The organism is Mesorhizobium sp. WSM4820, from assembly GCF_055811075.1.
In genome coordinates this window covers 78,157-90,652 of record NZ_JBVVQN010000017.1, presented here as the reverse complement: position 1 = coordinate 90,652, position 12,496 = coordinate 78,157, and the positions used below count along the sequence as shown (strand labels likewise).

Below are 12,496 nucleotides of genomic sequence, written 5' to 3'. Positions count from 1 at the left end.
TGTTCTAGCTTTTCAGAAATGTCGCGAGGGCGGCGACAACGCCGCGATTGGCCTCTTCGGTGCCGATGCTCATGCGCAGCGCATTCGGGAAGCCGTAGCCGGAAACGCGCCGCAATATGTAGCCGCGCGCACAGAGGTAATCGTCCGCAGCTGCCGCCGAATGTTTTTTGTCCTCGGGAAAGTGGATGAGGACGAAATTGCCGACGCTCGGCGTCACCCGCAGTCCGAGCCTGGTCAACTCCTGGCTCACCCAGGTCAGCCAGGTCTCGTTATGCGCCACGCTGCGCTCGACATGGGCACGGTCGCGGATCGCGGCAATGCCGGCCTCGATCGCGGTCGCGTTGACGTTGAAGGGACCCCGCACGCGGTTGATCGCATCGATGATATGCAACGGTGCATACATCCAGCCGATCCGCGCGCCGCCGAGGCCGAGCTTGGAGAAGGTGCGGGTCATGACCACGTTTTCCGCGCCAGCCACCAGTTCGACGCCGGCTTCATAGTCGTTGCGGCGGACATATTCGGCATAGGCGGCATCAAGCACCAGAAGCACGTTTCGAGGCAGGCCGGCATGCAGGCGGCGCACCTCCTGGAACGGCAAATAGGTGCCGGTCGGGTTGTTGGGATTGGCGAGGAAAATGATCCTGGTACGCGGCGTCACCGCAGCGAGGATCGCATCGACGTCGGCGCGCTCCTTGGTTTCCTTGACCGAGACCGGGACAGCACCTGCCGACTGGATGTAGATCTTGTAGACCATGAAGCCGTGTTCGGTGATCACAGCTTCATCGCCGGGTGCGAGATAGGTCTGCGCAAGCAGGCCCAGAATCTCGTCGGAACCGTTGGAACAGACGATGTTCGCCGGATTGAGGCCATGCACCTCGGCGATCGCCTCCCGCAGGCGCCTGGCGGTGCCGTCGGGATATATGTCGAGCTTGGCCGCAACGTCGCGCGCGGCTTCTATCGCCTTCGGCGAGGGGCCGAGCGGATTCTCGTTGGACGACAATTTATGGACCTTGGCAACGCCGGCCGGCGCCGTGCTTTTGCCCGGCACATAGGCTTCGATGTCCATGATCCCCGCGCGGGGCGTTGGACGTGCCTGATCCGATGCCTGGTTCATATTGCAAAAATCCGTCGAGAACGCTTCCGCTGCTCCAACGCGATGCGAATTTCGGATCCGCCACACTGGAAGCCGCCGCGGAAATACAAGCCGTGGCCTGGAATGTCGAGAGGCGGCAATGATCGGTGCGTGACTGGCCGTTGACGGCGAGGCGCGCCGGTCCTAGAAGAAGGCGAAATCCCGTGGTGATTTGGCCGGTCGGCTTGCAGCCACGTTAAACAACTCGCTAAAGGGCCGTTTGCATCTTGTAACCGGCTTTGCGAAGGCAATGCCGGTTTTTTTGTTGTCCGCAGTCGGCCGGACAGTCGCATCGACCCGAAAATCGCAATCGACTTTCGGAAAACACGATGGGTTGATGTAAGAGGATGCGATGGTCGCGCTGCGCACGAAAAGAACCAACAACGAGGCCGACGAGCCGTCGAGCCCGGTGTTGCGGTTCGGCGCCGACAAGCCGCTCAAGCTCGATGCCGGCACGCTGCTGTCGCCGTTCCAGATCGCCTACAAGACCTACGGCACGCTCAACGACGCCCGCTCCAACGCCATCCTCGTTTGCCATGCACTGACCGGCGACCAGCATGTCGCCAGCACCAATCCGGTGACCGGCAAGCCGGGCTGGTGGGAGGTGTTGATCGGCCCCGGCAAGATCATCGACACCAGCCGCTTCTTCGTCATCTGCTCGAACGTCATCGGCGGCTGCCTCGGCTCGACCGGCCCCGCCTCGACCAATCCCGCCACCGGCAAGCCGTACGGGCTCGACCTGCCGATCATCACCATCCGCGACATGGTGCGGGCGCAGTTGATGCTGGTCGACCATTTCGGCATCGAAAAACTGTTCTCGGTGCTCGGCGGCTCGATGGGCGGCATGCAGGTGCTGCAATGGGCGTCGAGCTATCCGGAGCGCGTTTTCTCAGCGCTGCCGATCGCCACCGGCGCGCGCCATTCCTCGCAGAACATCGCCTTCCATGAGGTCGGCCGGCAAGCGGTGATGGCCGATCCCGACTGGCATGGCGGCAAGTATTTCGAGCAGGGCAAGCGCCCGGAAAAGGGACTGGCTGTGGCGCGGATGGCCGCTCACATCACCTATCTGTCGGAGGCGGCCCTGCACCGGAAGTTTGGCCGCAACCTGCAGGACCGTGAAGCGCTCACCTTCGGTTTCGACGCCGACTTCCAGATCGAGAGCTATCTGCGCCATCAGGGCATGACCTTCGTAGACCGCTTCGACGCCAACTCCTATCTCTACATGACCCGGGCGATGGACTATTTCGACCTCGCCGCCGATCATGGCGGCCGGCTGGCCGACGCCTTTGCCGGCACCAGGACCCGTTTCTGCCTCGTCTCCTTCACCAGCGACTGGCTGTTCCCGACCGAGGAGAGCCGCTCGGTCGTTCACGCGCTGAACGCGGCCGGCGCCTCGGTGTCCTTCGTCGAGATCGAGACCGATCGCGGCCACGACGCCTTCCTGCTCGACGAGCCGGAGCTGTTCGCCGCCATCAACGGCTTCATCGCGTCGGCGGCCCGCGCCAAGGGGCTAAGCGCATGACCCCCAAAGATTGCAGCCTTTTCGAACCGGCATCTTGCGCCAGGCAGCAGCGCATGACGCCTGAAGTTTGCAGGCTTTTCGGATCAAGGTCATGCGCCAGGCATCAGCGCATGGCCCCGAAAAGTTGCAGACTTTTCGGATCAAGGTCATGCGCCAGTCAAGAGGCACGATCATGAGTGTCAACCACGCCCAGCGCGTCGACCTCGAAGTCGTCGCCGATCTCATCCCGCCGCAGTCGCGGGTGCTGGACGTCGGCTCCGGTGATGGCCTGCTGCTCGAATTGCTGCAGGCAACGAAGCAGGTCGACGGCCGTGGGATGGAACTGTCGCAGCGCGGCGTCAACGAATGCGTGGCACGCGGCCTGTCGGTCATCCAGGGCGACGCCGACAAGGACCTCAAATTCTATCCCGACAAGGGTTTTGATTTCGTCGTCCTGTCGCAGACCTTGCAGGCGACCCGCAACCCGAAGCTGGTGCTCGACGAGTTGCTCAGGATCGGCAAGCACGCCATCGTCTCCTTCCCCAATTTCGGCCACTGGCGGGTACGCCTTTCTCTGTTCGTCGAAGGGCGGATGCCGGTGACCAAGGACCTGCCCTATTCCTGGTACGACACGCCCAACATCCATTTCTGCACCATCCGCGACTTCGTCAATCTCTGCGAAGAGCTCGGCGCAACGGTGGAAAAGGCAACCGCGCTGGACGCCAATGGCCAGAAAATCGGCCTGTCGATGCCATGGTGGTTCTGGAATTTCTTTGGCCAGCAGGCGGTGTTCCTGCTGAAGCGATAACGGCGACCCGTCGCTTCGGCCAGCCGGCCCGAGTCCGGAGACATCTGGGACTGATCGCCATTCGTTGAGGTCTAACGATCAAGTTCCGGAAAATACGGATCGGAGAAAAACCGCCGACCGCGCTCGCCTTGCAAACAGTCGACCGGTGCTGCCGCGTCGACCGGGACGGACCCGGGATCGGCCCCGGGACCGGCATTAGGATCGGTAACACCGCTGACCTCGAGGACCAGCTTGCGGCGTATGGCGGTCACGAATTCCGAAGCGGCATAGACCGGCAGCACGAAGGAGCCTGGCCCGCCTGTGACGCACTCGGCATAGTATTGGTCGAGATGGCTGAAGCTGGGCGACGGGCTGATCAGGATCGGCAGGCCATTGATGACGATGCCCTTTGCTATCGCGGCGTCGCGTGTCGTGGCGACGGGCATCCCGATATTGTTGGGGCCATCGCCTGAGATGTCGATGACGCTGCGCGTCGCGTCGAAAGCGGCTCCATCTAAAAGCTTGGCGCCGAAGGCGAGCGCACTGGAAATCGAGGTGCCGCGAAAGCTCCTGAACGGGCGCGCCTCGATCTTGCCGGCGAATACCTCGGCGCTCTCGGCATCGTCGATGACCTGCCAGGCAATGACGGCGTCGTCGCGGACGGTGCCTGCCCATTCGAAATAGGCCAGCGCGATGCGGCCGTTCACGCCCGAACGCACCGCATTGATGAAGTCGGGGTGGCGCAGCGCCTTGACATAGCCGGCGCGCTGCAGGGCGAATTCCTTTTCGTCCATCGAGTGCGAGATGTCGACCGCCAGCACCAGTTCGACGTCCACGGCAATGGTGTCGGCAGGCGCGGCCAAAGGTGCTGCCTGGGCACGGGCAAGGCAGGCAAGCAGGCTGACGCAGGTCGCCCAAAAGCGCGCAGCGGTTTTGGGGTAACGACAAGCATCGAAGCAGAGACTCAAAGCGTGTCGCATGAATCCAACGCCGCAGGCTTCCGAACGATGCCGGCAATCTTTCGCCGCGATCACGGCAAAATAAAGCTTACGGCCGGCTATGCCTGTTGGTGGGCTTTGGCGACGGCCGGGGGCGGTTCGATCGCGCCGGCCCTGACGCGGACTGGCTTGAGAGCCGGTCGCTCGAAATCTTTCACGATCGCCAATGAGCGCGGGAAGAATTCAATATTCTGCTGGCCACGGCCGATATTGAGGATCGCGGCGTCGGCAAGACGCGCCTCCAGCATCGACAACACCCGCCGCAGCGTCGCGCCGTCGAACGTGTCCAAAGCCTCGTCGATGATCACCCATTTCGGCTGCCGCAAGACCAGCCGGGCAAAGGCAAGCAGGCGCTGCTCGTCATCGCTCAATTCGCGCTCCCAGCGCGCCGACCGGTCGAGCGAGGATGACAGCCGCCCGAGACCGACCTCGGCAAGCACCGCCGAGATCTCGGCGTCGCTGACCGCGGCATCGGCGTGGTCGAGCACCTCGCGCAGCGTGCCGAGCGGGAAATAGGGTTTTCGGGGAACGAAGGCCGGCACCTCTCCGGCCGGCATGCCGATCCGCCCGCTTCCCCACGGCCACAGACCGGCAATGGCGCGGAAGAACAGCGTCTTGCCGGCGCGCGGATCTCCGGTGATCATGACGCGCTCGCCGGCGCGGATCTCGACATGGGGCTCGGCGAGCTTGGTGCATCCATCCCGCGACGCAATTTCGAGCTTGTCGAATGTCAGCCTGCCGTCCGGATTTTCGCCGAACTCGATGCGCCTCTCGCTGTGGTGGAGCACATCCGTTTCAGCAAGCGCGATGCGGAAATCGGCGACGCGCATCAGCGTGGCGCGCCAATCGGCGATGCCGCCGATATTGTTGATGAACCAGCGCAACGAGGAATGCACCTGGTTGAAGGCGCCGACAGCCATCATCAGCCCGCCGAAGCTGATGTCACCGGCGAAATAGACCGGCGCGGCGACGAGGATCGGCGCGACGACAGTGATCCAGCCATAGGTGTCGGTCACCCAGGAAAGATTGATCTGGGCGCTGTAGATGCGCCGCATCGCGCCCAGCACCGTGCCGAGGTCGAGCTCAAGCCGCCGTCGCGCGTCGGCCTCGCCGTGCGCAAGCGCGATGGCATCGACATTCTCGTTGACGCGGACCACCGAGGAGCGCAGCTCCGCCTCGCGCGTATAGCGGTCGCTGTTGAAGCGGATCAGCGGCCGTCCGACCAGCCAGCTCAGCCAGGAGGCGGTGCCGGCATAGAGGATTGCGGCCCACACCATGTAGCCCGGAATCGCCAGCGAATAGCCGCCGACATGGAAGACGAAGCCGGAAGACAGCGACCAAAGGACGCCGACGAACGAAACAAGCAGAATGAACGACTGCAATAGCCCTATGCCGAGACCTGTCGAAAGATCGGAGAGATGCCCGGCATCCTGCTGCAGGCGCTGGTCGGGGTTGACGCCGATGGCGCCGGCGTTGGCGAGCCGGAAAGCCCGCGCCGGCCGCATCCATTCACCGATCAGATCGACGGTCAACGCCTCACGCAGCTTCAGCCGGATCGTCTGGTCGAGCCAGGTCTGGCCGACATTGAGCACCACAAGCCCGCCGGCGATGGCGGAAAACACCAGAAGCTGGTGCAGGAAACCCTGCATGTCGCGCCGAGCCAGCGCGTCGTAAAAGGGCTCGTTCCAGCGATTGAGCAGAACCTGCCCGATCGAGGTTGCAATAATGACGGCGACGATGCCGAGGCAGGCCCAGAGCAGTTGTTTGCGGATCGGCGACGTCGCCAGCGCCAGCCTGATTGTCGCCAGCTGGTCGCGCAGGCTGCTGGCCTCGACCGACGCGGCAATCGGCTTGGCGCTGGCCTCGAAATCCGGATGATCAGCCATAGATGAAGACCCTTCGCAAGCGGTGCTGAAACCGGTGAGCAAGTCGACTCAATCGGGTAGCAAACCCGCCCACGACAGATAGGTGGGAAAAAGCGTGATTCCGATCACGAAAACGTCATCGGCGGCCCGGCGACGGCGCCTTCCCGCTCGGCGATATCCGGCCGAGCCTTGTGGCGCCATGCGGCGAGAAAACCGGCACGAAGACGCGGCGAGAGGCGCGCTGGACGACCGGCACACCCTGATAGAGCCGCTTCTGCGCCTCGACGACGATGACGCCGGAAAAGATCGGCCAGAACCTGCGGCCGGCGCGCTCCAGCACATTGTGGAACCGCATCATGAAGCGTCGCCGCGATGGCGGGAAGAACAGGGCGTCGGACCAGGCCGCGGGCGTGAAATTCGCTTCGCGCAGCAATTCGGTGAGCTGGCCGCGCGAGAAAGGCCGGCCGCTGCCGAACGGCGTATGCTCGAAACGGGCCCAGACACCGCGCCGGTTGGGCACGACGATGACGACGCGGCCTGCGGGCGACAGCACCCGCCAGATTTCGTTCAGCGTCTCGCGCGGGTTCTCGGCATGTTCGAGTGAATGGACGAGCAGCATGCGGTCGATGGAGGCATCGACCAGCGGCAATTCCTCATCGAAGACCAGCGCGGTCGCGGTCGGCCCGGTGGCCGGCCAGACCACCGCGCCTTGCGTCGCCGGCATGAAGGCAAAGACACGTTCGGCATCGGTGCCGAACCGCTCCAGCCACGGCAAGGTGTAGCCGAGGCCGACCAGCCGCTCATTGGGCACGACAGCCCATATCGAGGACAACGCCATGGTGATCGAGCGTTCGGCCAATCGCCCGAGCGTGGTCGAATAAAACGAGCGAAGGTCGACGATATCGGAATGCATGCGCGGCACGCTATCTTCGATGCTGTCCAAGTTCAACAAAGGCGCCAAGTTCTACAAAGACGATGACATCCGCGGGCAAGCGCCCTATGTCTGCGGCGACTGCTGCCTCGGCCAGAAATCGGTTTCGATTTCGGAAGACACGATGCAGCAGGTAAAAAGTGTCAGAAGCGTCCTTTGTGCGTCCAACTGGACGCGCGGCGCTCTAGAGCAATTCCAGGAAAAGTGTGAAACGGTTTTCCGTCCGGAATTGCGCAAAACAAAGAGATAGAGCGGTTCGGCGCTTCCGTGAAACGATGAACCGCTCCAGTGGAGAGATGCGATGCCGGTTGAAATCGAACAATTCATGTGCCGCAGCGACAATTTCGGTGTGCTGGTGCATGACCCGAAAAGCAGCCAGACCGCGATCATCGACGCGCCCGAGGAGGCGCCGATCCTGGCTGCGATCGAGCGCACCGGCTGGACGCCGACGATGATCCTGACCACGCACCACCATGTCGACCATGTCGAGGCCAATCTGGCGTTGAAGCAACGCTACAAGCTGCGCATCGTCGGACCGGAGGCGGAACAGGCCAAGATTCCCGGCATCGACGAAACCGTCGAGCAGGGTTCGGTCATCCACCTCGGCGAGGAGAGGATCGACGTGATCGCCACGCCCGGCCACACGGCGGGCCATGTCTCCTATCATCTGCCGGCGTCGAAAGTGGCGTTCACCGCCGACACGCTGTTCGCGCTCGGCTGCGGCCGGCTGTTCGAATGCAAGCCGCCGGTGATGTACGATTCGTTGAAGAAGCTCGCGGCGCTTCCGGCCGAGACGGTCGTCTATTGCGGCCATGAATACACGCTTTCCAACGCCCGCTTCGCGCTGACCGTCGACCCGACCAATTCGGCACTGAAGGAGCGCGCCGCAAAAATCGAAGCGCTGCGCGCCGACGGCAAGCCGACGCTGCCGACCACGATCGGTGAGGAGCTGTCGACCAATCCGTTCCTGCGCTGGCACGATCCGGCAATCCGCAAGCATCTCGGCATGGAGAACGCCTCCGACGCCGAAGTGTTCGCCGAAATACGCAAGCGCAAGGATAATTTCTGAGCACCGTTGATGGTCTGGCATCCATGAAGGTCTGAGGAAAATGACGAGTTCCGCCGAAATCATCGCGGCGCTCGGCCTGAAACCGCATCCGGAAGGCGGCTGGTATGCCGAGACCTTTCGCGATGGCGCGGAAGGCGCTCGCGGCCATTCGACCGCGATCTATTTCCTTTTGGAGCAGGAGCAAGTGTCGGCCTGGCACCGCGTCAAGGACGCCGCCGAGGTCTGGCATTTCTATGCCGGCGCCCCGCTGGCACTGTCGATGCATCGGGAAAACGGGCCGGTGATCGAGCAGGTGCTCGGCACGGCATTGGCGGCGGGCGAGCGGCCGCAGATCGTTGTGCCGGCAGGCTGGTGGCAGTCGGCGCGTAGCCTGGGCGAGTGGACGCTGGCCGGCTGCACCGTGGCGCCGGGCTTCGATTTCGCCGCCTTCGAGCTGGCCGAACCGGGCTGAAGTCCTAGCCCAGCAGGAAACCCATCGTGATCGCCAGCTGGGCGGCATAATACAGCACCCAGACCGCGCGGCGCGTCCAGTCGCGGTGCGGCGAGATGGCGCTCAGCAGGAACTTTTCCGAGGCGAGCAGCCCGTCGGACGCCATGAACAGCACGGCGCCGCCGACGACCCAGAAATTGCTCAGGGTCAGCGCCGAAATGCCCATGGCAAAAATTGTCGCGATATAGACGCTGATGGGAAGGCGGGGCGGGGCCGACACGGCGCCAGAGCGCAAAAAGCATGGCGAGCGCCAACACGGCCATTGCCACGGCAATCGCCGCGCGCCACGGCTCGGCCGAGAGCAGCCCGACCCCCTCGCCGGAGCGCAGGAACAGCGCGATGTAAAGCCCATGCGCCACGAGAAAACTGGCCAGCCCGCCGACAAAAGCCTTTTCACCGTCGCGCGACAGCAACGCATCGCCGATAGCACTGAGCGCCAGCGCAGCGATCAGCAGCCACGGACCGCCCTGCAGCGATGCCAGCACAGCAAGCATCGCCACGGCCAGCGTCTTGACCGCGGAACGCGCAAGCGTCTGTGGCATGTCGATGGTGAAGGCGTAGATCACCGCGGCGGCCAGCGAAAACAGCAGCGTCGCATTGGCGTCGGCGTCGATGCCGCCGGGAAACGGCATCACGCCCCTGCCTCGCTCGCAGCCCTCTTGCGCAAGAACAGCGATTTCGCCGCAAGCGCTGCGCCGCCGGTGATCAGCACGCAGGCGGCGAGGATGCGCAGGGACGGTTCGGCGAAACCGGCTGATATCAGCACCAGCGTCGACAGCAGCGGCGCGGCATAGCTTGCCGCGCCCAGCACCTGGATGTTGCCGCGCTTGACGCCGATATCCCAGGCGTAGAAGGCCGCGCCCACCGGCATCAGGCCGAGGCCGAGCACGGCCAGCCACTGGCCGGCGCCGACAGGCAGCACCGTTTCTTCCAGCATCAGATGGCAGACAAGCGAAAGCGCTGCCGTGGCCGCACAGAACCAGGTGACGATGCTGGTCGGCACCGACGGAAAGCGGCGCGACAACAGCGAATAGGACGACCACAGCACGGCGCAGACGCCGGCCATCGCATAGCCGAAGGCATAGCGCGCGTCGAAGGCAATCCCGCCGGCCTTGGTGACGATCAGAAAAGTGCCGGCAAGGCCGAGCAGTGCGCCGACGACATGGTTCCAGGCCAGGCGCTCGCCCGGCATCAGCGCCGATCCGAGCACGATCAGCAGCGGCCACAGATAGGCGATGAGGCTCGCCTCCACCGCCGGTGCGTTGCGCAGCGCAGTGAAATAGAAGAAGTGATAGCCGAACAGGCCCGCAATGCCGATCAGCCACACTTGCGGCGGTATCTTCCCGCTCCCGGCGGTGGCCGGCATGAACAGCCGCGCGACGAGCCCGACGCCAGTGCCGATCGTGAAGGTGATCGCCGAGAGCAGGAATGGCGGCACCTTGCCGGAAGCGTCCGTAAGCAGCGCCAGCAGCGCCCACATGGCGACCGCCGAGAAGCCGATCAGTGTTGCGCGCCCCATGTCCGTCTCCGGCGGCGCGCGATCGCGCCTAATCTGTCGCTTCGAACCGCTCCGCGCTGACGGTAAGGGTGCCGATTTTCGTGCCGACCGTGGCGTGGATCGGCGCATATACGCCGGTTTGGCCGACCGGTGCAAACGTCACCATGATGCGGCTGCGCTTTCTCAGGTAATCCAGGGATTTGCGGTTCTTGCGATAACCCGCCACCGGCTCAAAATCCAGCCGGCAAGTGACGGTATCGCCCTCATAGCCGCGCACCGAGGTCGAGCCTTTCGACTCGTAGGTCAGCGTCAGATCGGCGCGCATCTCGCCGTCATAGAGCTTCACCGTGCGCCCGCAGACCTTGTCGAGACTATCGGCATGGATGACGGTGGCGGCCATCGGATCGAGCACCGAGGCGAGATGGCTGGCGGCCAGCGGTATCCATTTCTTGGAATTGCGCTTCTTCGGCGCAGGCACGACCTTGGTCGCGGTAACAGTGCCGTTGGCGAACTGGATATGGATCATCGATGCCTTGTCGCCCGATTTGTAGTCGGCGCGGAACGCCTGCGGCTGCAATTGCTTGCCCAAAATCTTGCCCTTCGACGAGACCGTGCCACGCGTGTCGTCGAATATTGTGGCGAGGCCGGCGCTGGAGACGCTGCCTTCGATCGAATAGGTATCGCCTTCGTAACTGCTGGAAAAGCTTGCCTTGGCCACCGAGAAGCCGTGGACCGAAACCGTATACTCGCCCTTGAAGGATTGTTGCGTGGCGGCAGAAATTGCCGTCGGCAGCGCCACGGCGAGCGCGGCAAGGAGAGCATGAGACGAACGAAGCATTGCGGGATCGATCCTCGATTTCAGCAGAAGCGTGCAACTCCAGCCTGGCATCTCCTTGTGCGACCGCTTATAGACTGAATTTCGGCCTTTATGTGAAAGACGTCGTCATACCCGGGCGCAAGCCGGAGCTTGACGCATCGCCGAAATGCAACTATGGAACGCCAACTTTTTCCATAAGGCCGCCTGACCGAAACCGCGCGCCACCCGGCGCGGGTCGAATGTTTGGCCAGACCGAGAACTGAAGGTTTAGAACCATGTCCCGCACCTGCGAACTCACTGCCAAGGCAGTCATGTCCGGCAACAATGTGAGCCACGCCAACAACAAGAGCAAGCGTCGCTTCCTGCCCAATCTCGTCAATGTGACGCTGATCTCGGAAGCGTTGAACCAGAATGTGCGCCTGCGCATTTCGGCCAACGCGCTGCGTTCGGTCGAGCATCGCGGCGGCCTTGATGCGTTCCTGGCCAAGGCCGACGCCAAGGAGCTGTCGCAGCGCGCGCGGCTGCTGAAGAAGCAGATCGCCAAGAAGCTCGCCGAACAGCCGGCCGCTTAATTTTTCAGGCAACCGCCTTCGGCATCGGACCGAAAAGTGCGAAGCGGTTTTCGGAGAAATCCGATGGCCAAACAGCAATGGAGTGTCGTCCGAACTCGGCATGACACCCCGCTGGTTCCATTACCCAGGATAAAAAAATGAGCTTTTTCTCCCGATACCTGCCCTTCGTTGCGGCCATGGCGCTTGTCGTGGTGGCGTCGAACGTCCTCGTGCAGTTCCCGCTGCAGGGTGCAATCGGCGGCCTGTCGCTGGCCGACATTCTGACCTGGGGCGCCTTCACCTACCCGTTCTCCTTCCTGGTCACCGACCTTGCCAATCGCCGCTACGGCCCGGCTGTGGCGCGCCGGATCGTGTTTGTCGGCTTCGCGGCGGCAGTGATCTGCTCGGTCGTCATCCCGCCCTTGCTGTTCCGTTGCGGCCTGATCGAATTCGAAACGGCTGCCGACCGGCTGGTGCGCATTGCAGCGGCTTCCGGCACCGCGTTCCTGATCGCGCAGCTGCTCGACGTGACCGTGTTCAACCGGTTGCGCCGGCAGAGCTGGTGGCGGGCGCCGATCGTCGGCACGCTGGTCGGCTCGGTGTTCGACACCGCGGTGTTCTTCACGATCGCCTTTTCGGCGGCTTTCGCCTTCGCTGGCCCGAACGATGGCTTTGCGCTCGAAACCGCGCCGCTGATGGGCGTGCTGCCGGTCGAGGCCATGCGCTGGGTGTCATGGGCGCTCGGCGACCTCGGCGTGAAGCTGATCATAGCCGTGGTGGCGCTGATCCCCTACCGGCTGCTTGCCGCCCGCTGGAGCCAGCCGGCACTGGCGGCATAGAGCATGATCCCTAAAAGT

At 63.4% G+C, this 12,496-nt stretch carries 13 protein-coding genes, 1 pseudogene and 1 riboswitch; of the genes and pseudogenes, 7 read left to right on the top strand and 7 right to left on the bottom strand.

Annotated elements, in window-relative coordinates; genetic code table 11:
• Nucleotides 1-4 precede the first annotated feature (4 nt).
• Nucleotides 5-1,114: a histidinol-phosphate transaminase gene (hisC, locus tag AC0L2R_RS24945; protein ID WP_473512131.1), complete on the bottom strand. Its 1,110-nt coding sequence runs from the start codon at nt 1,112-1,114 to the stop codon at nt 5-7.
• A gap of 172 nt (nt 1,115-1,286) precedes the next feature.
• A riboswitch (SAM riboswitch) is annotated at nt 1,287-1,364 on the top strand.
• Between the two features lie 120 nt (nt 1,365-1,484).
• Between hisC and metX the strand changes: the two genes are divergently transcribed.
• Both metX and metW read left to right on the top strand, forming a co-directional pair.
• Nucleotides 1,485-2,654, top strand: coding sequence for a homoserine O-acetyltransferase MetX (gene metX / locus AC0L2R_RS24940; RefSeq protein WP_473512130.1), 1,170 nt, complete (start codon nt 1,485-1,487; stop codon nt 2,652-2,654).
• A 172-nt stretch (nt 2,655-2,826) separates the two neighbouring features.
• A complete protein-coding gene (gene metW / locus AC0L2R_RS24935; RefSeq protein WP_023797197.1) occupies nt 2,827-3,441 on the top strand; it encodes a methionine biosynthesis protein MetW in 615 nt (204 codons plus the stop codon).
• Between the two features lie 71 nt (nt 3,442-3,512).
• Here metW and AC0L2R_RS24930 read toward each other — a convergent pair whose 3' ends face one another.
• From AC0L2R_RS24930 to AC0L2R_RS24920, 3 genes are all read right to left on the bottom strand, one after another.
• A complete protein-coding gene (locus tag AC0L2R_RS24930) occupies nt 3,513-4,400 on the bottom strand; it encodes a DUF1194 domain-containing protein (RefSeq protein WP_128176099.1) in 888 nt (295 codons plus the stop codon).
• 77 nt (nt 4,401-4,477) lie between these two features.
• Nucleotides 4,478-6,304: an ABC transporter ATP-binding protein/permease gene (locus tag AC0L2R_RS24925; protein ID WP_473512128.1), complete on the bottom strand. Its 1,827-nt coding sequence runs from the start codon at nt 6,302-6,304 to the stop codon at nt 4,478-4,480.
• 115 nt (nt 6,305-6,419) lie between these two features.
• Nucleotides 6,420-7,196, bottom strand: coding sequence for a class I SAM-dependent methyltransferase (locus AC0L2R_RS24920; RefSeq protein ID WP_091593108.1), 777 nt, complete (start codon nt 7,194-7,196; stop codon nt 6,420-6,422).
• Nucleotides 7,197-7,215: 19 nt separating this feature from the next.
• Here AC0L2R_RS24920 and AC0L2R_RS24915 point away from each other — a divergent pair, with 19 nt between their 5' ends.
• The 3 genes from AC0L2R_RS24915 to AC0L2R_RS24905 are packed head-to-tail and all read left to right on the top strand — an operon-like array spanning nt 7,216 to nt 8,734.
• Entirely contained in the window at nt 7,216-7,464 is a 249-nt protein-coding gene (locus AC0L2R_RS24915) for a hypothetical protein (RefSeq protein WP_473512127.1), read from the top strand.
• Between the two features lie 51 nt (nt 7,465-7,515).
• Nucleotides 7,516-8,283 carry a hydroxyacylglutathione hydrolase gene (gene gloB, locus AC0L2R_RS24910; RefSeq protein ID WP_473512126.1) on the top strand — a complete coding sequence of 256 codons (768 nt, stop codon included), beginning with the start codon at nt 7,516-7,518 and terminating at the stop codon, nt 8,281-8,283.
• 40 nt (nt 8,284-8,323) lie between these two features.
• Nucleotides 8,324-8,734: a cupin domain-containing protein gene (locus AC0L2R_RS24905; RefSeq protein ID WP_473512125.1), complete on the top strand. Its 411-nt coding sequence runs from the start codon at nt 8,324-8,326 to the stop codon at nt 8,732-8,734.
• 4 nt (nt 8,735-8,738) lie between these two features.
• Here the strand turns inward: AC0L2R_RS24905 and AC0L2R_RS24900 are convergent.
• The 3 genes and pseudogenes from AC0L2R_RS24900 to AC0L2R_RS24890 form a co-directional block, all read right to left on the bottom strand.
• Nucleotides 8,739-9,405: pseudogene (locus tag AC0L2R_RS24900) on the bottom strand (lysoplasmalogenase family protein).
• Nucleotides 9,405-10,292 carry an aromatic amino acid exporter YddG gene (gene yddG, locus AC0L2R_RS24895; protein ID WP_473512123.1) on the bottom strand — a complete coding sequence of 296 codons (888 nt, stop codon included), beginning with the start codon at nt 10,290-10,292 and terminating at the stop codon, nt 9,405-9,407. The pseudogene AC0L2R_RS24900 and the gene yddG overlap by 1 nt, the downstream one beginning before the upstream one ends.
• Nucleotides 10,293-10,320: 28 nt before the next feature.
• Nucleotides 10,321-11,109 carry a DUF3108 domain-containing protein gene (locus tag AC0L2R_RS24890; protein ID WP_473512122.1) on the bottom strand — a complete coding sequence of 263 codons (789 nt, stop codon included), beginning with the start codon at nt 11,107-11,109 and terminating at the stop codon, nt 10,321-10,323.
• 254 nt (nt 11,110-11,363) lie between these two features.
• Between AC0L2R_RS24890 and rpmB the strand changes: the two genes are divergently transcribed.
• Complete coding sequence (gene rpmB, locus AC0L2R_RS24885) at nt 11,364-11,660, top strand: 50S ribosomal protein L28 (protein WP_023797188.1); 297 nt, start codon at nt 11,364-11,366, stop codon at nt 11,658-11,660.
• A gap of 137 nt (nt 11,661-11,797) precedes the next feature.
• Nucleotides 11,798-12,478 carry a queuosine precursor transporter gene (locus AC0L2R_RS24880; RefSeq protein ID WP_473512121.1) on the top strand — a complete coding sequence of 227 codons (681 nt, stop codon included), beginning with the start codon at nt 11,798-11,800 and terminating at the stop codon, nt 12,476-12,478.
• The last annotated feature ends 18 nt before the right edge of the window (nt 12,479-12,496 follow it).

Excerpts from the sequence above, each read along its gene's own strand:
- AC0L2R_RS24905 (WP_473512125.1), top strand. The coding sequence starts at position 8,324 with ATGACGAGTTCCGCCGAAATCATCGCGGCGCTCGGCCTGAAACCGCAT.
- AC0L2R_RS24925 (WP_473512128.1), bottom strand. The coding sequence starts at position 6,304 with ATGGCTGATCATCCGGATTTCGAGGCCAGCGCCAAGCCGATTGCCGCG.
- AC0L2R_RS24880 (WP_473512121.1), top strand. The coding sequence starts at position 11,798 with ATGAGCTTTTTCTCCCGATACCTGCCCTTCGTTGCGGCCATGGCGCTT.
- AC0L2R_RS24915 (WP_473512127.1), top strand. The coding sequence starts at position 7,216 with ATGCTGTCCAAGTTCAACAAAGGCGCCAAGTTCTACAAAGACGATGAC.
- AC0L2R_RS24920 (WP_091593108.1), bottom strand. The coding sequence starts at position 7,196 with ATGCATTCCGATATCGTCGACCTTCGCTCGTTTTATTCGACCACGCTC.
- rpmB (WP_023797188.1), top strand. The coding sequence starts at position 11,364 with ATGTCCCGCACCTGCGAACTCACTGCCAAGGCAGTCATGTCCGGCAAC.
- AC0L2R_RS24930 (WP_128176099.1), bottom strand. The coding sequence starts at position 4,400 with ATGCGACACGCTTTGAGTCTCTGCTTCGATGCTTGTCGTTACCCCAAA.
- hisC (WP_473512131.1), bottom strand. The coding sequence starts at position 1,114 with ATGAACCAGGCATCGGATCAGGCACGTCCAACGCCCCGCGCGGGGATC.
- AC0L2R_RS24890 (WP_473512122.1), bottom strand. The coding sequence starts at position 11,109 with ATGCTTCGTTCGTCTCATGCTCTCCTTGCCGCGCTCGCCGTGGCGCTG.
- metW (WP_023797197.1), top strand. The coding sequence starts at position 2,827 with ATGAGTGTCAACCACGCCCAGCGCGTCGACCTCGAAGTCGTCGCCGAT.
- yddG (WP_473512123.1), bottom strand. The coding sequence starts at position 10,292 with ATGGGGCGCGCAACACTGATCGGCTTCTCGGCGGTCGCCATGTGGGCG.
- metX (WP_473512130.1), top strand. The coding sequence starts at position 1,485 with ATGGTCGCGCTGCGCACGAAAAGAACCAACAACGAGGCCGACGAGCCG.
- gloB (WP_473512126.1), top strand. The coding sequence starts at position 7,516 with ATGCCGGTTGAAATCGAACAATTCATGTGCCGCAGCGACAATTTCGGT.